The organism is Blastococcus sp. SYSU D00868 (assembly GCF_054050575.1).
This window is the reverse complement of record NZ_JBJGZO010000007.1, coordinates 99,537-123,451: the sequence shown is the minus strand read 5'-3', so window position 1 is coordinate 123,451 and position 23,915 is coordinate 99,537. Positions and strand designations below refer to the sequence as shown.

The following is a 23,915-nucleotide window of genomic DNA, read 5'->3' as shown; positions in this document are numbered from 1 at the left end:
GTCTACTGTCTCCGCCCATGGCCTCCGCTACCCGCCCGGTCGACCTGTCCTTCCTGCAGACGGCGCCGCACCGGACCACGCGCTCCTTCTCCCTCGCCGCACCGCCGGCGGAGGTCTTCGCGGCGCTGGCGCACGACCCGGCCGGCTGGGGCGAGTGGTTCCCCGGCTTCTCGAAGCAGGGCCGGTACCTCACGCCGGCGCCGCACGGTGTCGGCAGCCAGCGGGAGGTGCGGGTCGGCCGCAGCCGCCTCGTGGAGACCGTCATCGCCTGGGAGGAGGGCCGGCGGTGGGCGTTCACCATCGCCGAGGGCGGGATGCCGGGGGTCAGGGCGCTGGCCGAGGACTACGTCGTCGAGCCCGAGGGCACCGGCACGCGGCTCACCTGGACGCTGGCGTCGGAGACCTGGCCGCACCTGGCCGGCAGGCTCAGCGGGGCGCTGGCCGGCGTCCTGGGCAAGCGGGCGTTCGGCAGGCTCGACCGGGTGCTGGCGGCCCGCCGGGGCTAGCCGTCGGCGGCCTCGCTGCCGGCCCCGTCCAGGACGGCGAGGCGGCCGGTGACCAGCGCGGCGCTGGCGTCGCCGAACGGGGCGGTGGCGAAGCCCAGGCCGGCGAGCAGGCCCGCGAGGGTGCGGTTCATCGTCTCCTGCAGCCACCGCTCGGTCTCCGCCGGCCGCGCCGCGTCCCGCGTCGCGCGCAGGTGCTGGGTCCAGGCGACGACGACGCCGTCCTGCAGCGGGCTCGGGGTCAGGCAGACGCCGCCGCGGGTGCGGGTGGCCGTGCGGCCGCCGCAGTCGTGCAGCGGCAGCCCCACCTCCACCAGCGCCGCGCCGAGCTGGCAGAGCAGCCCGACCAGCGGCGAGCCGTCGTCGACCAGGGGGTCCCACTCCTCGCCGACCCGCTCCAGCTCTCCGGACAGGTCGGCCAGCCACGCGCGGTCCTCCGGCGACGGGCGCCGGGCCAGCCGGCCGCTGTCGCGCCGCATCCCGTAGGCCGGGGTGCCGCCGGCGCCGTCCTCGGGACCGAACGGGCCGGTGGCCCAGACCACCTCGCCCTGGTCGGCGTAGGGGCCGGCCACCACGCGGTCGGCGCCGTCCACCAGCCACCACGCCGGCCCGGTCGCCTCCTGCTGGGCGGTCCCGCAGTTCTGCACCGGCCCCGACCCCTGCACCCCGCACCCCCGATCCCTGCCGTCCGCTCCGGCCGCCGGTCGATCCCCGCTCGGTCCGACGCTGGAACATCGGCGAGGGGGTGTGCGGCCTCCAGTCCCACTTCTGCCAGCGATCGGCCGAAACGGCAGCAAGGGTTGCCCGTGTCAGACCGGGCGCGGCGGGTCAGGCGGTGACCGGCTGCCGGTCCCCCGCGGCGGCCGGCGCCCGGTAACAGCGCAGGTAGGCGAGGGCGGCGGCGTCCCAGCCGTGCCGCTGCGCCACGGCCCGGCCGGCCGCGGCGCGCCCGGGGTCGGGCGGACCGGCGGCGAGCAGGCCGGCGGCGAGCCCGGGCGGGCCGGCGGCGAGGACGGCGACCCCGGTCAGCACCTCCCGCAGCTCCGGCAGGTCCCGCCCGACCACGGGCACCCCCGCGGCGAGGGCCTCGACCGCGGCGGCACCGGCGCCGTCGGCCGCCGACGGGACGGCGAGGGCCTGCGCGGCGGCGACGAGCCCCGGCAGCTCGTCGTCCGGCACCGGCCCGAGCACCAGCGGGTAGACCTCGCGCTCCAGGGCGCGGGCGTCGACCACCTGCCGGTACCCGGCGGCGCCGGGCGTGGGGTCCTCGCCGGCGACCACGAGCATCAGGTCGGGCCGGGCGAGCTTGACGGTGGCCATGGCCTCGACCAGGTCGAGGACGCCCCGGCGCGGCCCGACGCCGCCGAGGGCCAGCACGTACCGGCCCAGGCGGGCGCGCCACCGGCCCCGGGCGGCGGCGCCCTCGGGCCCGGCCGCCGCGGCGAACCGGTCGACGTCGGCGCCGAGCGGGACGACGGTGGCGTCCCGGCCCCACGCGGCGCGCGCCTGCGCCGCCACCGCCGCGGAGGTGCACAGCAGCGCGCGGGGACCCACCACCGCGGGCTCGCCGGCGCCGGCCGGGTCGACCGCGTGCACGGTGCGCAGGCAGCCGGGGACGGCCGCCGCGCCGACGTCGTCCAGGGCGTGCACGACGTCGTACCCCTCCCCCGCCGCCGCGAGCGCCGACCGCAGCGCAACGGCCGACCGGGCAGCGAGCGCACCGGCGTCCTCCCCCGGGACGTCGGGCAGGGGCACCGTGCGCAGCCGCACCGCCGGATCGACCGGCTGCCCCGGCCCGACGCCGCCGAGCGCCCAGACCGTCACCCGGGCCCCGGCCCGGGTGAGCGCCGCGGCCAGCGCCAGGGTGCGCGCGGGGCCGCCCGGCCCGGGGCGGCACGTCAGCAGGGCGACCCTCACGCGGCACCCCTCATGCTCCGGCACCTCTCATGCCGCCCAGGCTGCCGGGCGGTCGTGTCCGCCCGGTGACGCCCGCGGCGACATCTCGTTACCTCCGCGCCGACGGCCGGACCGGCGGCGTCGCCCGACCGGTGACGCGGCTCACAGGTCCTTCACAGGATGGCGGCGCACGCTGGCGCCATGCGCCGCCCCGCGGCGCCCCCCGGCCGGGCGCCGAGCTCCCGCGTCCACCCCCGGGCGGCCCTCTGCTGGCTGGCCGTCCTCGTGGTCGCCGCGGGGCTGACGTTCGTCCCGGTGCTCCCGCAGGACGCCGGGCCGCTGACGAGCGGGGGCTCCGTGCCGGCGGCCGGTCGGGCGGCCGGGCCGGACGGTGGGGTCGCCGGCGTGCAGGCCGCCCCGCTCCCCCCGGCGCGGGCCGTCCCGCCGCCGCCCGCCGTGGCGCAGGTCGCGCAGGCCGCGGGAGGCGCCATCTCGTTCGTCGTCCTCCGCCGGGACGGCGCGCTGCTCACCGCCGCCGACCCCGACCGGCGGCTGCCGACCGCCTCGCTGGTCAAGCTGCTCGTCGTCGAGGAGCTGCTCACCCGGCTCTTCGCCGGGTCCGCGGCGCTCACCATGACCGACCTGGCGCTGATGTCGGCGGCGCTCACCCGCTCCGACGACGCCGCCATGAGCGCGCTGTGGGTGCGCCACGACGGCCCGGCGCTGGTCACGGCGGCCGCCGCCCGGCACGGGCTCACCGGCACGGCGCCACCGGCCGTGCCCGGCCAGTGGGGGCTGGCCCCGACGACGGCGCGCGACGTGGCCGTGGTGCTCTCCGCCGTCACCCGCGGGAGCCGGCCGGCCGACGCGACCATGCGGGACGCGCTGCGGGGGGTGACACCGGTCGCGGCCGACGGGTTCGACCAGGTCTACGGCGTGCTCGGCGCGGGCGGCGCGATCGGGGCGAAGCAGGGCTGGATGTGCTGCGTGGACGGCCGGCGGCACCTGCACTCGGCCGGCGTCCTGCCCGACGGGCGGGTGGTCGTGCTGCTCGGGGAGTTCCCCGCGGCCGTCCCGTGGGCCACCGCCGTCGGCGCGCTGGACACCGCGGCCGGTGCGCTGATCGCGGCCACCGCTGCCAGCGACCTCCCAGCGCGCTGACCGGCTGCTCCCACCGCCGCGGTCCAGCGTGGGGGCATGCAGGGATCCCCCGCCGGACGCACCTGGCTCTTCGACCCCGCCGCCGCGCACGCCACCGTGCTGGCGCACCGGCCGCCCGGCTCCTCGGCGGTGACGTGCGTCGTCTACGACGCGGTGTGGGCCGACGTCGTGGGCCTGCTGCGCTGGGCCGACGCGGGCGCCCGCCTCGACCCGGCCCGGCCGGTGCCGGTCGCCGCCGGCACGTGGTGGCGGCTGGCCGCCGGCTGCGCGGACCTGCTGCGCCGGCTGCCCGGCCTGTGCGCCGAGCTCGGCGAGCCGTGGGACGTCCGGGGCCGGCCCGGCGAGGACGGCCGGCCGGCCGGCGAGCGGATGCGGCGGGCGACGGCGCGGCTGGCCGGCCTGCTGTGCTCCCCCGGGCCCGTGCCGCTGCGCCGGCTGGCGGGCGAGGTGGACGCGCTCGGCGCGGCCGCCGTCGCCGTCCTGGTGGAGAGCGGACTCAGCGGACCTCGGTGAGCCGGCCGGTCGCGGCCCGGGCCGGGACGCGCGCCGGCGCGGCCCTGGGACACAGCCCGTCGACGGCGTGCAGCCGGCGGCCGGGCCAGGAGGCCTCGAGATCGGGTCGGCTCACGGCGACGAGCCTGCCGCACCGCGACACGAAACCCTACCAATCCGATGGACTTGACAGGTAATGCCTCGTCCCGTTGGGTGGACGCCGTGCCTCCCGCGCCCGCCCTGTACCGCCGGTCCGCCGTGGACCTGCTGCGGGTCGCCAGCGCGCTGTGTCCGGCCGCCTGACGCCGCCGTCACCCATCTCCCCCGCGCGCTCCCGGCCGAGGAGCCGCGCCTGCCGTCAGGACTCCCGTGACCCTCAGCACCGCCCTGCCCTCCCCCGCCGCCGACCTGCTCGCCACCATCACCTCCGGCCGCCGCCGCGACGACGTCACCGCGCGCCGGACCAGCGCCGCGGCACTCGCCGCCGCCCTCGCCGCGAACGCCGCTGCCTGGGCCGACCTCGTCGAGTACCGGCCCGGGAGCCGCTGGACCCACCTGCTCGACCCGGCCACCGCCGCCGCGGCGCTCGACCCGGCCCTGCACGCCGACCTCGACGCCGCCCAGGTGTGGGTGCTGTCCTGGCTGCCGGGCCAGGGCACCCCGCTGCACGACCACGGCGGCTCGGCCGGTGCGTTCGGCGTCGTGCAGGGTGCACTGACCGAGCTGACCGTCACCGAGACGCGCACCGGCGGGGTCCGCGACGAGGAGGTCCTGCTCGACACCGGCCGGGTGCGGCCCTTCGGCCCGCACCACGTGCACCAGGTGACCAACGTCGGCGTGCTGCCCGCGGTGAGCGTGCACGTCTACGCGCCCCGGCTGACCGTGATGAACACCTACCGGATCGCCGGCTGCGGCCTGCGGCACACCGGCACCGAGCGGGCGGGCGTCGACTGGTGACGCCTCCCGCCTGAGGCCCGCGCCCGGGCGGCGGCGTCCGACGGAGGGACGTCGTCGCCCGGGCGCGTCCTCGCCGGGTCAGCGCACCGGCGCCGGCGGGCCGTCGTCGTCGCTGAGCGGCCGCTGGAACCAGGTGACGTCGTGCCAGCGGCCCTGCTTGAAGCCCACCCGCGCGAACGTGCCGACCGGCGTGAAGCCCAGCGCCCGGTGCAGCCCCTCGCTGGCCGGGTTGGGCAGCGTGACGCCGGCGAGCGCGGTGCGGTACCCGCGGTCGGCCAGCCGCGCGAGCAGCGCCTCGCACAGCGCTCGGCCCGCGCCGGTGCGGCGCCGGCCGGGCTCGAGGTAGACGCTGACCGTGCAGGTCCAGCGGTAGGCCGCGCGCGACATCCACTCCCCGCCGTACGCGTAGCCGACCACCCCGCCGTCCTCGCCCTCGGCGACCAGCCAGGCGTGCCGCTCCTGCGCGCGGGCGATGCGGGCGGCCATCTCCGCCGCCGTCGGCGGCTCGGCCTCGAACGACACCGCGGCGTCGGCGACGTAGGGCGCGTAGACCTCGGCGCAGCGGGCGGCGTCGGCGGGGTCGGCATCGCGGACGAGCACTGTGGCACGGTACGGGGCCATGACCGCCGTCCTGTCGATCCAGTCGCACGTGGCCTACGGACACGTCGGCAACTCCTCCGCGGTGTTCCCGCTGCAGCGGCTGGGGATCGAGGTGTGGCCGGTGCACACCGTCCAGTTCTCCAACCACACCGGCTACGGCGAGTGGCGCGGGCGGGTGTTCGACGGGCAGGCGGTCGACGAGGTGGTCGAGGGCATCGCCGACCGCGGAGTGCTCGGCGGCTGCGACGCCGTCCTCTCCGGCTACCTCGGCTCGGCCGACATCGGGCACGCCGTCGTCGGCACCGTGGCGCGGGTGCGCGCGGCCAACCCGTCGGCGGTCTACTGCTGCGACCCGGTGATCGGCGACGTGGGTCGCGGGGTGTTCGTCCGGCCCGGCATCCCGGAGTTCATGCGCGAGGTCGCCGTCCCCGCGGCGGACCTGGTGACCCCCAACCACTTCGAGCTGGACCTGCTCGCCGGGGAGACGACCGGCTCGCTGCAGTCGGTCAAGGACGCCGTCGCCGCCGTGCAGGCCCTCGGCCCCCGGGTGGTGCTGACCACCTCGCTGGTCGCCGAGGACACCCCGGACGACGCCGTGGACCTGCTCGCCTCCGAAGGCGGCCGGCACTGGCGGGTGCGCACCCCGCGGCTGGACGTGTCGGTCAACGGCGCCGGGGACGCGATCGCCGCGCTGTTCCTCGCCCACTGGCTGGACACCCGCTCGGCGGCCGAGGCCCTGGCCCGGGCCGGCGCCTCGGTGCACGGCCTGCTCGCCGCCACCGAGGCGGCGCGCTCGCGGGAGATCCTGCTGGTCGCCGCCCAGGAGGAGTTCGTCGCCCCGAGCCGCACCTTCGCGGTCGAGGAGGTCTGACGAAGGACCTCCCTGCCCCCCACCGCTCGCCAGCTCGCGGCGGGCCCCTGCAGGGAGGCCGTCCCACCGGACGCCGAGCGGCCTCCACCCTGCGCCGCCGGCCGGGGGCGCTCAGGCTGGCCGGGTGGACCTGTTCCGGACGAAGTCGGTCGAGGACATCCGGGCCGAGGCCGGCGACGCCGACGGTTCCGGCGGCAGCGGGGGCCTGCGCCGCCGGCTGACCGCCCGGCACCTGGTCGGGTTCGGCATCGGCGTGGTGATCGGCACCGGCATCTTCACCCTGACCGGGGTGCAGGCGAGGAACAACGCCGGCCCGGCCGTCGTCGTCTCGTTCGTGCTGGCCGGCGTCGTCGCCGCGCTGGCGGCGCTCTGCTACGCCGAGCTCGCCTCGTCGGTGCCGACGGCGGGCAGCGCCTACTCCTACGCCTACGCGACCGCCGGGGAGGTCGTCGCCTGGGTCATCGGCTGGGACCTGTTCCTCGAGTTCGCCCTCGGCGCCGCCGTCGTCGCCCGCGGCTGGTCGGGCTACGTGGGCAACCTGCTGGACCTGCCGCCGTCGCTGTTCGGCGAGGACGCGCCGGTCAACGTCGGCGCGGTGCTGATCGTGCTGGTGCTGGTGGCCGTCGCGGTGCTCGGCATCCGCGAGTCCGCACGGGTCACCGCCGCGCTGGTCGTCGTCAAGGTCGCCGTCTGCGTGTTCATCGTGGTCGCCGGCGCCTGGTTCGTGCGCGGCGCCAACCTGACGCCGTTCGTGCCGCCGTCGCGGCCGGCCGAGGGCGAGGGCGGGCTCGCCCGGCCGCTGCTGGAGGCCGTCGCCGGGCTGGAGCCGGTGGCGTTCGGCATCGGCGGCGTCCTCACCGCGGCCGCCGTGGTGTTCTTCGCCTACACCGGGTTCGAGGCGGTGGCCAACCTGTCCGAGGAGACCCGCCGGCCGGCGCGCGACCTGCCGCTCGGGCTGCTGGGCACCCTGGCGCTGTCGACCGTCCTGTACGTCGGCGTCTCGCTCGTGCTGGTCGGGATGGTCCGCTACGACCGGCTCGACGAGGGCGCGCCGCTGGCCGACGCCTTCGACCAGGTCGGCGCCGGCTGGGCGTCCTCGCTCATCTCGCTGGCCGCCGTCGCCGGGCTGACCTCGGTGATCCTGGTCGACCTGCTGACCGCCAGCCGGATCGGCTACGCGATGGGCCGCGACGGGCTGCTGCCGCCCGCGGTCGCGGGGATCAGCCGGCGCACCGGGACGCCGGTGCGGATCACGCTGCTGTTCGGCGGGCTGGTCCTCGTGCTCTCCGCGCTCGTCCCGCTGGGGACGCTCGCCGACCTGGTGAGCATCGGCACGCTCTTCGCGTTCCTGCTGGTCTCCGCCGCCGTCCCGGTGCTGCGCCGCACCCGGCCGGACCTGCGCCGGCCGTTCCGGGTGCCGCTGTCGCCGGTGCTGCCCGCCCTGTCGGCGCTGGCCTGCCTGTACCTGATGCTCAACCTCAGCATCGAGACGTGGCTGCGGTTCGCCGCCTGGCTGGCCCTCGGCGGGCTCGTCTACCTCGCCTACGGCCGGCGGCACTCCCGGGTCCGCGCGCGGGCGCGCTGAGCGGCCGTCAGCCCTCGGCGGCGTGCCCCTCCACCGAGGCGAGCAGGTCGCGCAGGTCGTCGGCGATCCGGCGCAGCCGCCGCTCGGGGAGGTCGGCGAGCATCTGCTGCTGCTGGGCGAGGCCGGCGGTGACCGCCTCGTCGATGAGCCGGCGGCCGCCCTCGGTCAGCCGGACGATCAGCGCGCGGCGGTCGGCCGGGTCGGGCGAGCGGACGATGTGCCCGGCCTTCTCCAGCCGGTCCAGCCGGCTGGTCATCCCCCCGCTGCTCAGCATCATCTCGGCGGTGAGCCGGCCCGGGGAGAGACCCTCGGCGCCGCCGGCCCGGCGGAGCGTGGCGAGGACGTCGAAGTCGGCGCGGGTGATGCCGAAGCGGGCGTGGAAGCGCTCCTGGGCGTCGCCGGCCACGCGGGCCGCCCGGTAGATCCGCCCGAAGACCTCCATCGCCGCCGTCTCCAGGTCCGGCCGCTCGGCCGCCCACTGCTCGATGATCGCGTCCACGCCGTCCCGTCGCTGCACGCGTGCAGCATCGCACACCTGTACGCCTCCGAGATACACGGTCCCAAGTATCTTGACATCGAGATACATGACGGCGAACTATCAGCGTCATGACCGCCACCGCCCTCCCCGTCCCGGTGGCCGTCCCGACGCCCTCCCGCCGGCTCGGCCTCCTCACCCTCGCCACGGCGCTGGCCCCCGTCACCTGGGGCACCACCTACGTCGTCACCACCGAGTGGCTGCCGCCGGACCGGCCGCTGCTCGCCGCCACGGTCCGGGCCCTGCCCGCGGGCCTGCTGCTCGCCGCCGCCGGCCGGCTGCTGCCGCGCGGGGCCTGGTGGTGGAAGGCGGCCGTGCTCGGCGTGCTCAACATGGGCGCGTTCTTCGCGCTGCTCTTCGTCGCCGCCTACCGGCTGCCGGGCGGGATCGCGGCCGTGCTCGGCGCGGCCCAACCGCTGCTGGTGGCCGTGCTCGCCGTGCCGCTGCTCGGCGAGCGGCTGCGCGGGCGCACCGTGGGCCTGGGCGTCCTCGGGGTGGCCGGCGTGGCGCTGATCGTCGTCACCGGCCCGGTCGCCCTGGACCCGGTGGGCCTGCTCGCCGGCCTGGCGGGGACGGCCTGCATGGGCACCGGCGTCGTCCTCACCAAGCGGTGGGGCCGGCCGGTGCCGGTGCTCGCCTTCACCGGCTGGCAGCTGGCCGCCGGCGGCCTGTTCCTGCTGCCGCTCGCCCTGGTGTTCGAGGGCCTGCCCGCGGCTCTGACCGCCGGGGAGGCCGGCGGGCTGCTCTACCTCGCCACCGTCAACACCGCGCTCGCCTACGTGCTGTGGCTGCGCGGCGTCGGCTCGCTGCCCACCGCGCGGGTCAGCTTCCTCGGCCTGCTCTCCCCCGTCGTCGCGGCGACCGCCGGCTGGGTGCTGCTCGACCAGCTGCTCACCCCGCTCCAGCTGGCCGGCATGACCCTGGCGCTCGCCACGGTCGCCCTGGCCCAGCGCTCCCCCGCCCCCACCCCTCGAGAGGACCGACCCTCATGCACGTGTTCCTGACCGGCGGCACCGGCCTGATCGGCTCCGCCGTCCTCCGCGCCCTGCTCGCCGACGGCGTCACCGTCTCGGCGCTGGCCCGCACCGACGCCGCCGCCACCCGCCTCGCCGCGGCCGGGGCCACCCCGGTCCGCGGCGACCTCACCGACGGGCGCCTGCTCGTCGCGGCGGCCCGGGACTCCGACGGGTTCGTGCACACCGCCTCGCCCGGCGACGAGACCAGCGCCGCGGCCGACGCCGCCCTGCTCGACGCCGTGCTGCCGGCGCTGGCCGGCAGCGGGAAGCCCTACGTGCACACCAGCGGCGCCTGGGTGCTCGGCGCCGGCGACGTCGACGAGTCGACCCCGGCCGCCCCGCCGGAGCTCACCGCGTGGCGGGTGCCGCTGGACACCCGGGTGCGCGCCGCCGCCGCGACGGGCGTCCGCTCCGTCGTCGTCGCGCCGGGGATCGTGCACGACGCCGGCGCCGGCATCCCCGCCGCGGTGGTCGGCGACGGCCCGCGCACCGCCGACGGCGCCCTGCTCCTCCCCGGCAGCGGGGAGCAGCACTGGACCACCGTGCACGCCGCCGACCTCGGCCGCCTGTACGCGCTGGCGCTGCGGTCGGCCCCGGCCGGCAGCTGGTACCTCGGCGTCAGCGGGCACAACCCGACCGTGCGCGAGATCGGGCTGGCGGCCGCCGGGGGCGGGCCCGTGGTGGGCAGCACCGACGACGCGACGGTCGAGCGGCTCGGCCTGTTCGGCGCCGCCCTGCTGCTGGACCAGCGGGCCACGGGCGCGCTGGCCCGGGCCGAGCTCGGCTGGGAGCCGACCGGGCCGACCCTGGTCGCCGACCTGGACCGCAGCGCGGTGCTCAGCCGCTGACGGCCTCGCCGGGGTCCACCGGCCACGTCCGCGCCGCCGCCGGGCCCAGCGTCCGGGAGATGCCCCGGGCGGCGGCGCGGACGCCGGGGGTGAGCGCGCGGACGGCGGCCGCGGAGTCGCCGCGCACGACCACCGACAGGGCCGCCACCACGTCGTCCCCGGCGGTGATCGGGGCGGCCACGGACACGGCGTCCGCGGTCACCTGCCGGTCGCTCACGGCCACCCCGGTGCGCCGGACCTCGGCCAGGACCCGGCGCAGCTGCCGCGGGTCGGTGACGGTGTGCGCCGTGTACCGCTGCAGCGGCCCGGCCAGCACCCGCTCCTGCACCTCGCCCGGCGCGTGCGCCAGCAGCACCAGCCCGACCCCGGTGGGCGGCAGCGCGAAGCGGCCGCCCACCTGCGTGTGCACCGGTACCGCCTCGCGCCCGGCGATCCGCTCGACGAAGACGAGCTCGGTGTCGTCGCGGACGGCGAGCTGCACGTTCTGGTGGGTCACCTCGTAGAGGTCCTCCATGAACGGCAGCGCCGCCTCGCGCAGACCCAGCCCGCGCGGCGCGAGCGCACCCAGCTCCCACAGCCGCAGCCCGACGCGCAGCCGGCCGTCCGGCCCCCGCTCCAGGCCACCCCACGCGCGCAGCTCCGCGACCACCCGGTGCGCCGTCGACAGCGGCATCCCGGTCGCCCTCGCCAGCTCGGAGAGGGTCAGGGCCGGGCGCTCGCGGCTGAACGCGGCGAGGACGGCGAGCAGCTTCCCGCCCGCCGTCCGGTCGCCGGTCACCGGACGCCGCTCAGAGGTCGAGCACCAGCCTGGGGCCGGCCGCACGGGAGACGCACACGAACATGGTGTCGTTCGCGGCCTGCTCCGCGGGGGTCAGCAGCGAGTCGCGGTGGTCCACGTCGCCGGCCAGCACCCCGGTCTCGCAGGTGCCGCAGGTCCCCTCGGTGCAGGAGGAGAGGACGTCGACGCCGGCCTCCTCCAGCACCTGCAGCACCGACCGCTCCGGCGGGACGGTGAGCACGCGCCCGTCGGAGGCCAGCTCGACCTCGAAGGAGTCCGTGCGCACCGGCTCCCCGGCGTCCTTGGGGGCGAACCGCTCGACGTGCAGGCTGCCCTCGGGCCAGGCGGCGCAGCGGGCCTCGACCGCGGCCAGCAGCGGCTCGGGGCCGCAGCAGTAGACCAGCGTGTCCGGCCGCGGCGTCCCGAGCAGGCGGTCGAGGTCGATGAGGCCCACCTCGTCCTGCGGGTGCAGCGTGACCCGCTCCCCCGTCGCGTCCTCGAGCGCCTCGAGGAACGCCATCGAGCGGCGGCTGCGCCCGCCGTAGTGCAGCTCCCACTCCCGGCCGGCGGCCTCGGCGGCGCGCAGCATCGGCAGGACCGGGGTGATCCCGATGCCGCCGGCGACGAACAGGTAGCGGGGCGACTCGACCAGGGGGAAGTGGTTGCGCGGGCCGCGGACGCCGACGGTCGCTCCCTCGTGCAGCTCCTCGTGCACGTGCGCCGACCCGCCGCGGCCCTCGCGCTCGCGCAGCACCGCGACCCGCCACACCGAGCGGTCGGCCGGGTCCCCGCACAGCGAGTACTGCCGGGTCAGCCCGTCGGCCAGCAGCAGGTCGACGTGCGCCCCCGGCTCCCAGGCGGGCAGGTCGGCGCCCGCCGGGTCGCGCAGGTCGAGGACGACGACGCCCTCGGCCCCGGTCGTCCGGCGGTCGACGCGCAGCGTCAGCTCCAGCTCGTCGGGCACGGGACTCCTCTCAGACGGGCACGGGCACGCGGCGTCGCGGCCCGGCGATCAGGTGCGCGGGCGGCGGCGGCAGCTCCGCGGGCGACGGGGGGACGCCCGGCCCGCTGCCCGGGTGCTCCGGGTGGGCGAGCAGCCACTCCCACATCGCGACCGGGTCCTCGCCCTCGGCCTCGGCGCCGCAGTGGCACCGGCCGCGGAGCCGGTCGGAGCCGGGCAGCCACTCGACGCGGACCACCGACGCGCCGGGCCGCGACCCGCGGGACGGCGCGGCGCTCACCGGGCCGCCGGCGCCGGGGTCGTCGCCGGGGTCGTCGCCGCTGTCGTCGCCGCCGTCGTCGCTCCCGTCCCGTCGGCCTGCGCGGCCAGCCGCGCGATCATCCGGCGGGCGGCCAGCCCGCCGGTGTCGATGTTGATCGACAGCTCCTGGTAGCCGTCGGGCTCACCGGCGATCACCCGCTCGAGCGTGTCGAGGGCGACGACGTCCTGCAGGACGACGGTGCGGTTGTTCTCCGCGAGGAAGGCCGAGACGTCCTCGTCGTCGACGGCGAAGTCGCGGGCGACGGCCCAGAAGTCGTGCGTGGAGTGCTCGGTCTCCGGCGTGATGGCGTACACGACCTCGACGTGGAAGGCGTCGGGGTCGCTGCCGTCGTCGCGCGGCACCGAGCCGACCGGCGCGATGCGGGAGTGGAGCTTGTACAGGCACGGCGGGGTGAACTCGATGTCCTGCCAGCGGGAGATGCGCCCCTGCAGGCCGGTGCTGGTGGAGTAGAAGGGCGGGCACTCGGCGTCGGCCATGTGCCGGCTGACGTGGACGATCCCGGCCTCGTCGTCGACCTCGGTGGTGATCGGCGTCTGCGCGACCTCCGGCGTCCCGATGTAGCCGCCGTGCAGGTAGGTCTCGTGGGAGAGGTCCATGAGGTTGTCGACCAGCAGGCTCGCGCGGGCGGCCAGCGGCTCCATGCCCGACACGACCGCCCAGCCGTCCTGGTCCAGCCACGGCGCCCGCGGGATGCGCGTGCCCGCCGCCTTCTCCGGGTCACCGATGAACACCCAGACGAAGGAGTCCTGCTCGACCACCGGGTAGCTCCTGAGCCGCGCCGTCCGCGGCACCCGGGTCTGCCCCGGCACGGCCACGCAGACGCCGTCGGCCCCGTAGGTGAAGCCGTGGTAGCCGCACACGACCGTGTCACCGGACAGGTGGCTGGGGGCCTCCGACAACGGGAACCGGCGGTGCACGCAGCGGTCGCTCATCGCCGTGACCTGCCCGGCCTCGGTGCGCCAGAAGAGGATCGACTCCCCGCAGATCGTGCGGCTGAACAGCTCGCGCCCGACCTCGCGGCCGTAGGCGGCCACGTACCACTGGTCGCGGACGATCGACGTCATGCTCGTCTCCTCGGGATGGGACACCTGGGGACCCAGCGTGACCGCCGTCACCGGACCGGTCCCACGGGTCTCCCGTCTGACGGAAGGGTTCTGCCTACGGCAGCCGGTAGACGGCGTCCGGGACGTCGGTGACGAACATGTGCCCCGGCGCGTGGGTGATCGCCAGCGGCGGCCGCGAGGCGAGGACGGCGGCCTGCGGCGTCACGCCGCAGGCCCAGAACACCGGCACGTCGCCGGGTGCGGCCTCGACCGGGTCGCCGTAGTCGGGCGCGGCGAGGTCGGCGATGCCCAGCCCGCCGGGGTCGCCGACGTGCACCGGCGCGCCGTGCACCTGCGGCATCCGGGCGGTGACCTGCACGGCGGTGGCGACCAGCTCGGCCGGGACCGGCCGCATCGAGACCACCAGCGGCCCGGACAGCCGGCCGGCGGGGCGGCAGGGCACCGAGGTCCGGTACATCGACACGTTGCGGCCCTGCTCGATGTTGCGCACCGGCACACCGGCGTCCAGCAGCGCGTTCTCGAAGCTGAAGCTGCAGCCGATCAGGAACGCGACCAGGTCGTCGCGCCACACGTCCCGGACGTCGGTGGGCTCGCCGACCAGCTCCCCGTCCCGCCAGACCCGGTAGCGCGGCAGGTCGGTGCGCAGGTCGGCGCCCGGGGCCAGCGCGGTCTCCGGCGAGCCGGGGTCGGTCACCTCCAGCACCGGCACCGGCTGCGGGTTGCGCTGGGCGAACAGCAGCATGTCCCACGCCCAGTCCTGCGGGAGGACGACGAGGTTGGCCTGCGTGTGACCCGGCGCGGCGCCCGAGGTCGGGGCGGCGAGGCCGGCGCGGTACTCGGCGCGGTGCTCGGCGGGAGCTGCCATGACCCCATGCTGGCCCCGCGGACCGCGGGTCGCAGAGCGCAAGAACGGTCGGGCGCGCAGGGCGCCGTCCTCGCCACACTCCTCCCGTGACCGAGTCCAGCCACTCCCCGGCCGCCGGGCGCGACCGCCTGCGCGAGCTGATCGACGCCGTCCTCGACGAGGACAACCGCACCCTGCCGGAGATGGCCGGGGACGCCTACGCCAGCCCCTGGTACTTCGCCCGGCAGGTGACCCGCGGCGCCGGCGAACCGCCGGTCGCCCTGCGCCGCCGGGTGCTGCTGGAGCGGGCGGCGTGGCAGCTGCGCGGGGGCGCCAGCGTCACCGAGACCGCGTTCGCCGCCGGCTACGACTCGGTCGAGGGGTTCGCGCGCGCGTTCACCCGCGCCTACGGCCGGACGCCGGGCAGCCTCGGGGGCGGCGCCGACGACGACTCCCCCCGGACCCGCGACGAGCACTGGCTGCCCGCACCCAACGGCATCCACTTCCACCCGCCGACCTCGCTGTGGGTGGCCGACGAGCCCGGCCGCGGCTCCCCCGACGAGGTCACCGCGCTGATGGTGCACCACGACGTCGAGGACACCCGGGCGCTGCTCGAGACGGCCAAGCAGCTGGACGAGGACGCCTACCGGCGGACCCGGCTGCCCGGCTGGACGGTGCTCCCCTGGGACGGCGCCGAGCAGTCGGTGGCCCACCTGCTGCACACGCTGGTGTGGAGCAAGGAGGTGTGGCTCGCCTCGATCGAGGGGGCCGACCACCCGGCCCGCGGCGCCGACGACCCGGCCGCGCTGCTTGCCCGCCACGACGCGGTGGCGCCCCGCTGGCTGGCCGCCGTCCGAGACATCGCCCGCCGCGGCGCCTGGGGAGACCGGCTGGTCGACGCGCTGTGCGAGCCGCCGGAGACGTTCGTGCTCGGCAGCGTCGTCGCGCACGTCCTGACCTACGCGGCGCACCGCCGGCAACTGGTGCGCCACCTGCTGCGCGAGGCCGGTGTCGCCACCGACACCGGCGACCCGATCGACTGGCTGACCAGGAGGAGCACCCCGTGACGCGCACCGTCTACTACACCGCCACCACCCTCGACGGCTTCATCGCCACCGAGGACCACTCCCTGGCCTGGCTGCTGTCCCGGCAGATCGAGCAGGACGGCCCCTTCGGCTACCGCGACTTCGAGAAGCGGATCGGCGCCATCGTCATGGGCGCCAGCACCTACCGGTGGATCCGCGAGCACGAGCCCACCTCGTGGGGCTACGCGATGCCGGCCTGGGTGCTCACCCACCGGGACCCCGAGCCGTACCCCGGGGCCGACATCCGGATCACCGCCGCCGACACCCCCGAGGAGCTGCGCGCGCTGCACGCGGAGATGGTCGCGGCGGCCGGCGACCGCGACCTGTGGGTGGTCGGCGGCGGCGACCTCGCCGGCCAGTTCGCCGAGGCCGGGCTGCTCGACGAGGTCGTCGTCTCGATCGCGCCGGTCACCATCGGCGCCGGCGCGCCGCTGCTGCCGCGGCACGTCGAGCTGCGGCGCACCGAGTGGGCGGTCAACGGCGAGTTCGTCTGCGTCCGCTACGACGTGGTGGAGGACGTGGTGGAGGACGGCGGGGAGGACGGCGGGGAGGACGGCGGGGAGGACCGGGCCCGGGAATCCGCTTGATCGCGCCCGGATCCTGGACGGCGTGCGGCTGACCTTCCGGCGGATGCCCGACCGGCGCGCGGTCGAGTCGCTCGTCGAGCGGGACGGCGTCGTCTACTCCCTCCGCGGCGCCGGCGGCGGGGCCGGGCTCCCGCACGACCTGGTGCACGCGCTGGTCGAGGAGGAGCTCGGCATCCGCGACGGCATCTGGGGATGCGTCGCCGACGGCGCCGTGTGGGGCACGATGCGGCACGTCTCCGGGCGCCGTCCCCCGCACGTCACCGAGCGGTCCGACCGGCTCAAGCGCGAGCGCGCCGCCGCGATCGGCCGGGCCGAGGCGCTGGCCGACCTGGTGCACCGCCTCGCCGACGGCGCCGCGGTGCTGCCGGGCGAGGTGGCCCGCAGCGGCGTGCCGGCCGACCGGCTGGCCGCGGCCGCCGGCGCGCTGCGGGCCGCGGAGCGGCGCTGGGCGGCGCTGCGGCCGGGCGAGGAGTGGGTGCAGGAGTGGCCGTCCGCCGCCCGCCGGTCCGCTCGCGTTGCCGGGCACCGGGGGCGCACCTAGCGTCGGCGACGTCGCCGGACGAGGAACCGTCGCCGACGACCCCCGACGACTCGCCCCGCGAGGAGCGCCGATGTCGCACGGCCCGGCCGACGGCCACTCCCCGGTCACCACCACGCCCCCGTCCGGCGGGCGCATGGCGGCGAGCACCCGCTCCACGGTGCTCGGCGCCATGTTCCTCATGGCCACCTCGGCCATCGGGCCGGGCTTCATCACCCAGACGACGACGTTCACCGTGCAGCTGGGCGCGGCGTTCGCGTTCGCCATCCTGATCTCGATCCTCATCGACATCGCGCTGCAGCTGAACGTGTGGCGGGTGATCGGGGTCTCCGGCCACCGGGCCCAGGAGCTGGGCAACCTGGTGCTGCCCGGCCTGGGCTGGGTGATGGCCGGCCTGCTGGTCGTCGGCGGGCTGGTGTTCAACATCGGCAACGTCGCCGGCACCGGCCTGGGCCTGGACGCGCTGTTCGGGCTCGAGCCGCGGATCGGCGGGGTGATCTCCGCGGCGATCGCGATCGGCGTCTTCCTCAGCCGGCGCGCCGGGGTGGCGGTCGACCGGATCGTCGTCGTCCTCGGGGTGGTGATGATCGTCCTGACCACCTGGATCGCGATCAGCTCCGGCCCGCCGGTCGGCACGGCGCTGCGCAACGCCGTGTGGCCCGACGAGGTCGACTTCCTGGCGATCACCACGCTGGTCGGCGGCACCATCGGCGGCTACATCGTCTACGCGGGGGCGCACCGGCTGCTGGACTCCGGGGTGAGCGGGCGGGAGCACGTCCGCGACATCACCCGCGGGTCCGTCACCGGCATCGTCGTCACCGGGGTCATGCGGGTCGTGCTGTTCCTCGCGATCCTCGGCGTGGTGGCCGCCGGCACCGACCTCGGCGAGGAGAACCAGGCCGCCACCGCGTTCGAGGCCGCGGCCGGCGAGGTCGGCCTGCGGGTCTTCGGCGTCATCCTGTGGGCCGCGGCGATCACCAGCGTCATCGGCGCCTCGTACACCTCGGTGTCGTTCCTGACCTCGCGCGGGCGCACCAGCGACCGCACCCGCACGCTGCTCGTGGTCGCGTTCATCGCCGTCAGCACGCTGGTCTTCGCCGTCGCCGAGGCGGCGCCGACCACGCTGCTGGTCTTCGCCGGCGCCTTCAACGGGCTGCTGCTGCCGATCGGCATCGCCGTCCTGCTCTACGTGGCCACCCGCCGTGGCGACCTGCTCGGCGGCTACCGCTACCCGCGCTGGCTGCTGGTCGTCGGCTGGGTGGCGTGGCTGGTCACGATCTACCTGGCGGTGAACTCGGTGCGACCGGTCCTCGACCTGTTCTGATGGGGACCGTGGACCTGAACTCCGACCTCGGCGAGGGCTTCGGCCAGTGGACCCTCGGGGACGACGAGGCGCTGCTGGGCGTGGTGACCAGCGCCAACGTCGCCTGCGGCTTCCACGCCGGTGACCCGGTGATCCTGCGCCGGGTGTGCGAGCAGGCGGCCGCCGCCGGGGTCGCGATCGGCGCCCAGGTGGGCTACCGCGACCTGGCCGGGTTCGGCCGCCGGTTCGTCGACGTGGAGCCGCACGAGCTCACCCAGGACGTGCTGTACCAGATCGGCGCGCTGGAGGCCTTCGCCCGCGTGGCCGGCACCCGGGTCCGGTACGTCAAGCCGCACGGGGCGCTGTACAACGCGATCGTCGGGCACGAGGAGCAGGCGGCGGCCGTCGTCCGGGCCGTCGCCGAGTACGACCGCACGCTGCCGGTGCTCGGCCTGCCCGGCTCGGCGTGGCTGCGGCAGGCCGCCGGCGCCGGGCTGACCGTCGTCGCCGAGGCCTTCGCCGACCGCGCCTACACGCCCGAGGGCACGCTCGTCTCCCGCCGGCTGCCCGGCGCCGTACTGCACGACGCCGACGAGATCGCCCGCCGCTGCCTGGCCATGGCCAGCGGCGAGCCGATCCCCGACGTCGACGGCGGCTCGCTGACGCTGCGGCCGGACTCGATCTGCGTGCACGGCGACACCCCCGGCGCGGTCGCGATCGCCCGGCGGGTGCGCTCGGCGCTGACCGACGCCGGGGTCGCGCTCGCCCCCTTCGCCGCGTGATGCGCGTGCTGCCCAGCGGGTCGACCGCGCTGCTGGTGGAGCTCGACGGGCTCGACGACGTCCTCGGCCTCTACGCCGCGCTGGTCGACGAGCCGCTGGCCGGCGTGGTCGACGTCGTGCCCGCGGCGCGCACCGTCCTGCTGGTCACCGATCCCGCCGTGGTCGCCCTGCCCGAGGTCGAGGCCGCCGTGCGTCGGGTGCGGCCGCGGCCGGGACGGGCCGGCACCGGGGAGACGGTGGAGCTGCCCGTGCACTACGACGGCGCCGACCTGGCCGACGTGGCCGCGCTGTGGGAGGTGGACTCCGACGAGGTGGTGCGCCGGCACACAGGCACCGCCTGGACGGTCGCCTTCTGCGGCTTCGCTCCCGGCTTCGGCTACTGCACCCCCGACGGCGAGCCGTGGGACGTCCCCCGCCGCGACACCCCGCGCACGAGGGTGCCGGCCGGCGCGGTGGGCCTGGCCGGGCCGTTCAGCGGCGTCTACCCGCGGGAGTCCCCGGGCGGGTGGCAGCTCATCGGCCGGACCGACGTCGCCGTCTTCGACCTCTCCCGGGACCCGGCGGCGCTGCTGCGCCCGGGCGTGCGGGTCCGGTTCGTGGCCGCATGAGCCGCACCGTCACCGTCCTCGCGACCGGGCCGCTGACCACCGTGCAGGACCTCGGCCGCCCGGGCCGCGGGGCCCTGGGCGTCGGCCGCTCCGGTGCGGCCGACCGGGGCGCGGCCGCGCTCGCCAACCGGATGCTGGGCAACGAGCCGGGAGCGGCCCTGCTGGAGGTCACGCTCGGTGGCCTCGCGCTGCGGGCGGAGGCGGACCTGACCGTCGTCACCACCGGGGCTCGGTGTGCCGGCTCGGACGCGCACAACGCGCCCCGGCCGCTGCGCGCCGGCGAGGAGCTGCGGCTGGGTGCGCCGGAAGCCGGCCTGCGGACCTACGTCGGCCTGCGCGGCGGGATCACGGTCGAGCCGGTGCTCGGCTCCCGGTCGACCGACGTGCTGTCCGGGCTGGGGCCGCCGGTGGTCTCGGCCGGCGACGTCCTGCCCGTCGGGACCGCCCGCGAGCCGATGCCCGACGCCGACCTCGCCCCGCTGGCCGACCTGCCCGCGGGCGAGGTGACCGTGCGGGTGCTGCCCGGCCCGCGGCGCGACTGGTTCGGCGACGACGCTTGGGCCGCGCTGACCGCAGAGCCCTGGCAGGTGACCGCGGACAGCAACCGGGTGGGGCTGCGGCTGGACGGCGTGCCGCTGCGCCGGGAGCGCGAGGGCGAGCTGCCCAGCGAGGGGATGGTCCGCGGCGCGCTGCAGGTGCCGCCGTCGGGGCTGCCGGTGCTCTTCCTCGCCGACGCCCCGGTCACCGGGGGCTACCCGGTGATCGGCTACGTGACCGACGCCGACGTCGACGGCTGCGCCCAGCTGCGGCCCGGTCAGACGCTGCGGCTGCGCGGCTGAGGGAGCGCCGACACACCGGTCGGGCGGCGCCTCGTCGCGGCGCCGCGCTCGCGGGGGTCACCGCAACATCGTGTCGAGCCGGCGGATCAGCTCGCCGCCCCGCCCCTCGACGACCGGCACGGCAGTCCGCGCGCACGCGGCCGCGAAGCCGGCGACCGCGCGGAGCTCGGACCTGCTGAGCTCGGACCTGCTGAGCCCGGACCTGCTGAGCTCAATCCCCGCCGGCGTGTCCGACACGGCCCCATCGTCGGCCCCCGGCCCACGCGGTCCCGTTCTGCCTCCGCGGCACGCCGGGCGCCGTGCCCGCCCGTCGCTAGAAGGGTGGGATGTCGAGGTCCGTGCCGAAGCGGGGTGGGTGGCTTACCCGGGTCTCGCCGGCCGGGGTGGTGACGGTGAGCGTGCCGTCGTCGGCCGCCTCGAACCGCCACCCCGGTGCCTGGTGCTTGAGCCGGTGGTGGTGCTCGCACAGGCAGCACAGGTTGCAGACCTCGGTGCGGCCGTGCGGCCACGGCCGCTGGTGGTCGAGGTCGCAGACCCGGGCACGGGCGCGGCAGCCGGGGAAGCGGCAGCGCCGGTCGCGCAGCCGGACGAACCGCTCGAGCCCGGCGATGGGGTCGTGGGCGTCGGTGGCGGCCGGCGGGCCGAGCGGCTCGCCCCCGCGCAGACCGGCGGCGTCCGTGAGTGCGACCAGGCTGCCGCGGAGCCGGTCGACGACCGCGATGTGGGGCCGGTGCACCAACCCGGTGCCCGCGACGTCCCGCACGCCGATCAACGCGCCGAGGTCGAGCAGGGCCCGCTCCTCGCCGTCGGTCCAGGTGCCGTCCAGCACAGCGCGTCGCGCACCGCCCAGGGCCGCGGCGACCGCGGCGTCGTGTCGCGCGGCGGCCTGTGCCATCCACTCGGCCAGCGACCGATCACGCACGGGTGTCGGGGTCGGCGTATCCTCGGCGGCCGCTCTCGTCGGCACCGGCTCGGTTCCTGACCCGGGCGTGGGCGCCAGTGGCTTCGGCTCCTGCTCCGACTCCGTCTCGGCCGGCTCCTCACACGGAGGCGGGGCCGAGCGGGCATCGCCGGCGTCATCGCCGTCGGGGACGCCGGCCAGGTCCGGAGCGGGACGGGGCATCAGGCCGAAGGTGTAGGCCAGCTCGCGCACCATCTCCGCCGGCACCAGGTGCCCCTCGACCTGGCCGGGCTCGGCGCCACCGAGCATCGTCTCCAGGGTCGCCACCAGAGTCAGTGCGACGGTCACCGCCGGCAGCCCGTCCTGACCGGTGCGCAGGATCAGGTCGGCGACCACGTCGGCCATCCGCTGCTGCTTGGTCCGCTCGTCGCCCTCGGTGCGGACCGAGTCCGCGTGCGCCTCCAGCGCCCGGTGGATGGCCGCGGCCACCGGCAGGGGCAGGTCGAGCACCACGGTCGCCGATCCGTCCCGCCGGTCGATCAGCCGCACGCCCCGCGAGCGGACGGCCTCCACCAGCCTCCGGGCCGCCGCGTCGGCGTCCTCCCGCAGCACGATCCGCCGCGCGCAGTCGCCGAGCTGGGACGGGGTCTTCTGCCTGAGCAGGCCCAGCACCCGGGCCTCGATCCGCGCCCGGAGATCGGCGTCGGCCACCGGACCGACCTGAGCGATCATCTGCCGGACGTGAGCCCAGCTGATCAGCCCCTCGTCCAGCAGGGCCAGGGTCGCCGGAAGCCGCTCGACCAGGACGAGGGAGTCGACGAGGCGATCGGAGGCGGCGGGCCCGCTGAGCCTCAGGGCGATCGCCACCTCGTCGACCGCCCACTCGCTGACCTCGGTCAGCACGTCGGGGCGAGCCTCGCGGGCCGCGGCGGACATCGCGCCCCGCTCACCGGGCTGCCGGTCGAACGCCCCCTGCGGCCGGTGCCGCGCGAAGGCCGCCAGGGCTCGCGCGCCGCGGGCCGCGGCCCGCGCCTCGTCGCACCACGCGTCCGTCGCCCGCGACAACTCGGCGATCCCGGCGTCGAGCAGCTCGATCAGCTGCGTCGACCCGGTTCCGGAGCCATGAGGTGCATCGATCACGCGTTCGATTGTGCTGAGGCGCCGGGTGCGTCACCTGCGCGAACGGTATCTGTGGACGGACCTGCGACCTGTGGACGGACACGGCGCCCCTGTCGCAGCGACCGGCCAGGATCCCGGTCATGGACACCCACGAGACGACAGATCGAGGGCGCGGGCACCCGGCCCCCGGCGCGGTCCGCGTGGACCGCGCCGGGGAGCCGGGGGCCGGCTCAGAAGGGGTAGGCGGGCAGGTCCCCGCGCACCGTCACCCACTGCGTCTCGGTGAAGGCCTCGATGTTGGCCTGCGGGCCGCCGTGCCGGGAGCCGGTGCCCGACGCGCCCACCCCGCCGAACGGGGCCACGGCCTCGTCGTTGACCGTCTGGTCGTTGATGTGCACCAGGCCCGACGGGATCCGCTCGGCCAGCTCGAGCCCGGCGTAGACGTCCCGGGTCAGGATGCCCAGCGACAGCCCGTACTCGGTGCCCGCGGCCAGCCCCGCGACCTCGTCGAGGGAGGAGAAAGGCGTCACCGGGGCGACCGGCCCGAAGATCTCCTCCTGGTAGGCCGGGTGGTCGATCGTCACGTCGCTCAGCACGGTCGGCCGGTAGAACAGCCCGTCGTACTCCCCGCCCGTCCGCACCGAGGCGCCCGCGGAGACCGAGGCGGTGACCAGCCCGTGCACCCGGTCGCGCTGCCCGGCGTCGATCAGCGGCCCCATGGCCACCTGCTCCCGGAACGGGTCGCCGACCGGCAGCTTCGCCACCTTCTCGGTGAGCACCTGGGTGTACTCCTCGGCGATCGACTCGTGCACCAGGTGCCGGGACGTCGCCATGCAGATCTGGCCCTGGTGGGCGAACGTGCCCCAGGCGCCCACCGAGGCAGCGGCCGTCACGTCGACGTCGGGCAGCACGATGAGCGCGGAGTTGCCGCCGAGCTCCAGGTGCGCCCGCTTGAGGTGCTGACCGGCCAGCGCACCGACCGCCCGGCCGGCCCGGGTCGAGCCGGTGAACGCGATCACCCGCACCTCCGGGGCGGTCACCAGCGCCTCGCCGACGTCGGCGCCGCCGGGGAGCACCTGCAGTACGCCGGCCGGCAGGCCGGCCTCCTCGAAGACGCGGGCGAACATCGCGCCGCCGGAGATCGCGGTGCGCGGGTCGGGCTTGAGCACGACGGCGTTGCCCAGCGCCAGCGCCGGGGCGACGGCCCGGATCGCCAGGATGGTCGGCACGTTGAACGGCGCGATGACGCCGACCACGCCGGCCGGCACCCGGCGGGCGAACGACAGCCGCGGGGTCCCGGTGCGCAGCAGCTCACCGTAGGGGTGCGACGGCAGCGCCGAGGCCTCGTAGCACTCCTGCGCGCTGGTGTGGACCTGGAAGTCGCCGAACGGCTGGATCGCGCCCGACTCCCGGGCCAGCCACCCCCTGATCTCCTCGGCGTGCTCTTCCAGCACCTGACCGGCCCGGCGCAGCACCCGCGCCCGCTCCTCGAACGGCGCCGCGGCCCACTCCCGCTGCGCCTGCGCCGCGCGGGACGCCGCGGCCAGCACGTCCTCCGGCGTGGCCTTCCCGACCGGCGCGATCACGTCCCCGGTGGCCGGCTCGACGGCGTCGTAGGTGCCGCCGGAGCCGTCGGTCCACGAGCCGGTCCAGATCTTGCCGTGCCAGGCGCCGCTGCCGAGCAGCGCGCCGTTCTCGAGCGTCGTCATGGGGAGGTCCT

At 76.9% G+C, this 23,915-nt stretch carries 27 protein-coding genes and 1 pseudogene; 16 read left to right on the top strand and 12 right to left on the bottom strand.

The genetic code is table 11. From position 1 onward, the window contains the following. Positions 1–17: 17 nt before the first annotated feature. On the top strand, positions 18–506 hold the full coding sequence (locus ACI79F_RS08765) for an SRPBCC family protein (RefSeq protein ID WP_456545975.1): 489 nt from the start codon (positions 18–20) through the stop codon (positions 504–506). On the opposite strand, the gene ACI79F_RS08760 is transcribed toward ACI79F_RS08765, so the two are convergent. Beyond that, positions 503–1,168 (bottom strand): hypothetical protein, encoded by a 666-nt coding sequence (locus ACI79F_RS08760; RefSeq protein WP_456545976.1) that lies wholly within the window; start codon positions 1,166–1,168, stop codon positions 503–505. The two genes, ACI79F_RS08765 and ACI79F_RS08760, sit on opposite strands and share 4 nt — an antisense overlap. 163 nt (positions 1,169–1,331) lie before the next feature. Continuing rightward, a complete protein-coding gene (locus tag ACI79F_RS08755; protein ID WP_456545977.1) occupies positions 1,332–2,420 on the bottom strand; it encodes a glycosyltransferase in 1,089 nt (362 codons plus the stop codon). A gap of 180 nt (positions 2,421–2,600) precedes the next feature. Here ACI79F_RS08755 and ACI79F_RS08750 point away from each other — a divergent pair, with 180 nt between their 5' ends. Together ACI79F_RS08750 and ACI79F_RS08745 are read left to right on the top strand one after the other, a co-directional pair. Next, on the top strand, positions 2,601–3,560 hold the full coding sequence (locus ACI79F_RS08750; protein ID WP_456545978.1) for an LppW family protein: 960 nt from the start codon (positions 2,601–2,603) through the stop codon (positions 3,558–3,560). A 36-nt stretch (positions 3,561–3,596) separates the two neighbouring features. Beyond that, positions 3,597–4,073: a hypothetical protein gene (locus ACI79F_RS08745; RefSeq protein WP_456545979.1), complete on the top strand. Its 477-nt coding sequence runs from the start codon at positions 3,597–3,599 to the stop codon at positions 4,071–4,073. Here the strand turns inward: ACI79F_RS08745 and ACI79F_RS08740 are convergent. After that, positions 4,057–4,188: a hypothetical protein gene (locus ACI79F_RS08740; RefSeq protein ID WP_456545980.1), complete on the bottom strand. Its 132-nt coding sequence runs from the start codon at positions 4,186–4,188 to the stop codon at positions 4,057–4,059. The two genes, ACI79F_RS08745 and ACI79F_RS08740, sit on opposite strands and share 17 nt — an antisense overlap. Positions 4,189–4,232: 44 nt before the next feature. Between ACI79F_RS08740 and ACI79F_RS08735 the strand changes: the two genes are divergently transcribed. Then, positions 4,233–4,355 (top strand): putative leader peptide, encoded by a 123-nt coding sequence (locus ACI79F_RS08735; protein WP_456545981.1) that lies wholly within the window; start codon positions 4,233–4,235, stop codon positions 4,353–4,355. Positions 4,356–4,421: 66 nt separating this feature from the next. Further along, positions 4,422–5,009 (top strand): cysteine dioxygenase, encoded by a 588-nt coding sequence (locus ACI79F_RS08730; RefSeq protein ID WP_456545982.1) that lies wholly within the window; start codon positions 4,422–4,424, stop codon positions 5,007–5,009. 78 nt (positions 5,010–5,087) lie between these two features. Here ACI79F_RS08730 and ACI79F_RS08725 read toward each other — a convergent pair whose 3' ends face one another. After that, complete coding sequence (locus tag ACI79F_RS08725; RefSeq protein WP_456545983.1) at positions 5,088–5,609, bottom strand: N-acetyltransferase family protein; 522 nt, start codon at positions 5,607–5,609, stop codon at positions 5,088–5,090. A gap of 19 nt (positions 5,610–5,628) precedes the next feature. Here ACI79F_RS08725 and pdxY point away from each other — a divergent pair, with 19 nt between their 5' ends. Both pdxY and ACI79F_RS08715 read left to right on the top strand, forming a co-directional pair. Next, positions 5,629–6,480, top strand: a complete 852-nt coding sequence (gene pdxY / locus ACI79F_RS08720) for a pyridoxal kinase PdxY (protein WP_456545984.1) — start codon at positions 5,629–5,631, stop codon at positions 6,478–6,480. Between the two features lie 124 nt (positions 6,481–6,604). After that, positions 6,605–8,065: an amino acid permease gene (locus ACI79F_RS08715; protein WP_456545985.1), complete on the top strand. Its 1,461-nt coding sequence runs from the start codon at positions 6,605–6,607 to the stop codon at positions 8,063–8,065. Between the two features lie 7 nt (positions 8,066–8,072). Here ACI79F_RS08715 and ACI79F_RS08710 read toward each other — a convergent pair whose 3' ends face one another. Then, a complete protein-coding gene (locus ACI79F_RS08710) occupies positions 8,073–8,582 on the bottom strand; it encodes a MarR family winged helix-turn-helix transcriptional regulator (RefSeq protein WP_456545986.1) in 510 nt (169 codons plus the stop codon). An 89-nt stretch (positions 8,583–8,671) separates the two neighbouring features. Here ACI79F_RS08710 and ACI79F_RS08705 point away from each other — a divergent pair, with 89 nt between their 5' ends. Both ACI79F_RS08705 and ACI79F_RS08700 read left to right on the top strand, forming a co-directional pair. Then, the gene (locus ACI79F_RS08705) at positions 8,672–9,604 is read left to right on the top strand and encodes an EamA family transporter (RefSeq protein WP_456545987.1); all 933 of its coding nucleotides are present in this window, start codon (positions 8,672–8,674) and stop codon (positions 9,602–9,604) included. Next, positions 9,589–10,464, top strand: coding sequence for an NAD-dependent epimerase/dehydratase family protein (locus ACI79F_RS08700; RefSeq protein ID WP_456545988.1), 876 nt, complete (start codon positions 9,589–9,591; stop codon positions 10,462–10,464). Before ACI79F_RS08705 ends, ACI79F_RS08700 begins: the two co-directional genes overlap by 16 nt. On the opposite strand, the gene ACI79F_RS08695 is transcribed toward ACI79F_RS08700, so the two are convergent. From ACI79F_RS08695 to ACI79F_RS08675, 5 genes and pseudogenes are all read right to left on the bottom strand, one after another. Next, positions 10,454–11,242: an IclR family transcriptional regulator gene (locus ACI79F_RS08695; protein ID WP_456545989.1), complete on the bottom strand. Its 789-nt coding sequence runs from the start codon at positions 11,240–11,242 to the stop codon at positions 10,454–10,456. The genes ACI79F_RS08700 and ACI79F_RS08695 overlap by 11 nt on opposite strands. 10 nt (positions 11,243–11,252) lie before the next feature. Continuing rightward, positions 11,253–12,197 (bottom strand): annotated as a pseudogene (locus tag ACI79F_RS08690) (PDR/VanB family oxidoreductase); the annotation flags it as partial. 19 nt (positions 12,198–12,216) lie between these two features. After that, entirely contained in the window at positions 12,217–12,483 is a 267-nt protein-coding gene (locus ACI79F_RS08685) for a hypothetical protein (protein ID WP_456545990.1), read from the bottom strand. Next, positions 12,480–13,589 (bottom strand): Rieske 2Fe-2S domain-containing protein, encoded by a 1,110-nt coding sequence (locus ACI79F_RS08680; protein ID WP_456545991.1) that lies wholly within the window; start codon positions 13,587–13,589, stop codon positions 12,480–12,482. The genes ACI79F_RS08685 and ACI79F_RS08680 overlap by 4 nt, the downstream gene beginning before the upstream one ends. Before the next feature lie 94 nt (positions 13,590–13,683). After that, positions 13,684–14,454 carry a putative hydro-lyase gene (locus ACI79F_RS08675; protein WP_456545992.1) on the bottom strand — a complete coding sequence of 257 codons (771 nt, stop codon included), beginning with the start codon at positions 14,452–14,454 and terminating at the stop codon, positions 13,684–13,686. A gap of 86 nt (positions 14,455–14,540) precedes the next feature. On the opposite strand from ACI79F_RS08675, the gene ACI79F_RS08670 reads away from it, so the two are divergent. From ACI79F_RS08670 to ACI79F_RS08640, 7 genes are all read left to right on the top strand, one after another. Continuing rightward, entirely contained in the window at positions 14,541–15,500 is a 960-nt protein-coding gene (locus ACI79F_RS08670) for a helix-turn-helix domain-containing protein (RefSeq protein WP_456545993.1), read from the top strand. Further along, a complete protein-coding gene (locus ACI79F_RS08665; protein ID WP_456545994.1) occupies positions 15,497–16,105 on the top strand; it encodes a dihydrofolate reductase family protein in 609 nt (202 codons plus the stop codon). The genes ACI79F_RS08670 and ACI79F_RS08665 overlap by 4 nt, the downstream gene beginning before the upstream one ends. A 22-nt stretch (positions 16,106–16,127) precedes the next feature. Next, positions 16,128–16,646, top strand: coding sequence for a hypothetical protein (locus ACI79F_RS08660; RefSeq protein ID WP_456545995.1), 519 nt, complete (start codon positions 16,128–16,130; stop codon positions 16,644–16,646). Positions 16,647–16,716: 70 nt separating this feature from the next. Continuing rightward, complete coding sequence (locus ACI79F_RS08655) at positions 16,717–17,967, top strand: NRAMP family divalent metal transporter (RefSeq protein ID WP_456545996.1); 1,251 nt, start codon at positions 16,717–16,719, stop codon at positions 17,965–17,967. After that, positions 17,967–18,728 (top strand): LamB/YcsF family protein, encoded by a 762-nt coding sequence (locus ACI79F_RS08650; RefSeq protein WP_456545997.1) that lies wholly within the window; start codon positions 17,967–17,969, stop codon positions 18,726–18,728. Before ACI79F_RS08655 ends, ACI79F_RS08650 begins: the two co-directional genes overlap by 1 nt. Then, positions 18,728–19,336 carry a 5-oxoprolinase subunit B family protein gene (locus ACI79F_RS08645; RefSeq protein WP_456546000.1) on the top strand — a complete coding sequence of 203 codons (609 nt, stop codon included), beginning with the start codon at positions 18,728–18,730 and terminating at the stop codon, positions 19,334–19,336. Before ACI79F_RS08650 ends, ACI79F_RS08645 begins: the two co-directional genes overlap by 1 nt. Beyond that, positions 19,333–20,175, top strand: coding sequence for a 5-oxoprolinase subunit C family protein (locus tag ACI79F_RS08640; RefSeq protein WP_456545998.1), 843 nt, complete (start codon positions 19,333–19,335; stop codon positions 20,173–20,175). The genes ACI79F_RS08645 and ACI79F_RS08640 overlap by 4 nt, the downstream gene beginning before the upstream one ends. A 313-nt stretch (positions 20,176–20,488) precedes the next feature. Here ACI79F_RS08640 and ACI79F_RS08635 read toward each other — a convergent pair whose 3' ends face one another. Then, entirely contained in the window at positions 20,489–22,216 is a 1,728-nt protein-coding gene (locus ACI79F_RS08635; RefSeq protein ID WP_456545999.1) for a DUF222 domain-containing protein, read from the bottom strand. Between the two features lie 209 nt (positions 22,217–22,425). After that, the gene (locus ACI79F_RS08630; RefSeq protein ID WP_456545661.1) at positions 22,426–23,904 is read right to left on the bottom strand and encodes a benzaldehyde dehydrogenase; all 1,479 of its coding nucleotides are present in this window, start codon (positions 23,902–23,904) and stop codon (positions 22,426–22,428) included. Positions 23,905–23,915 lie beyond the last annotated feature (11 nt).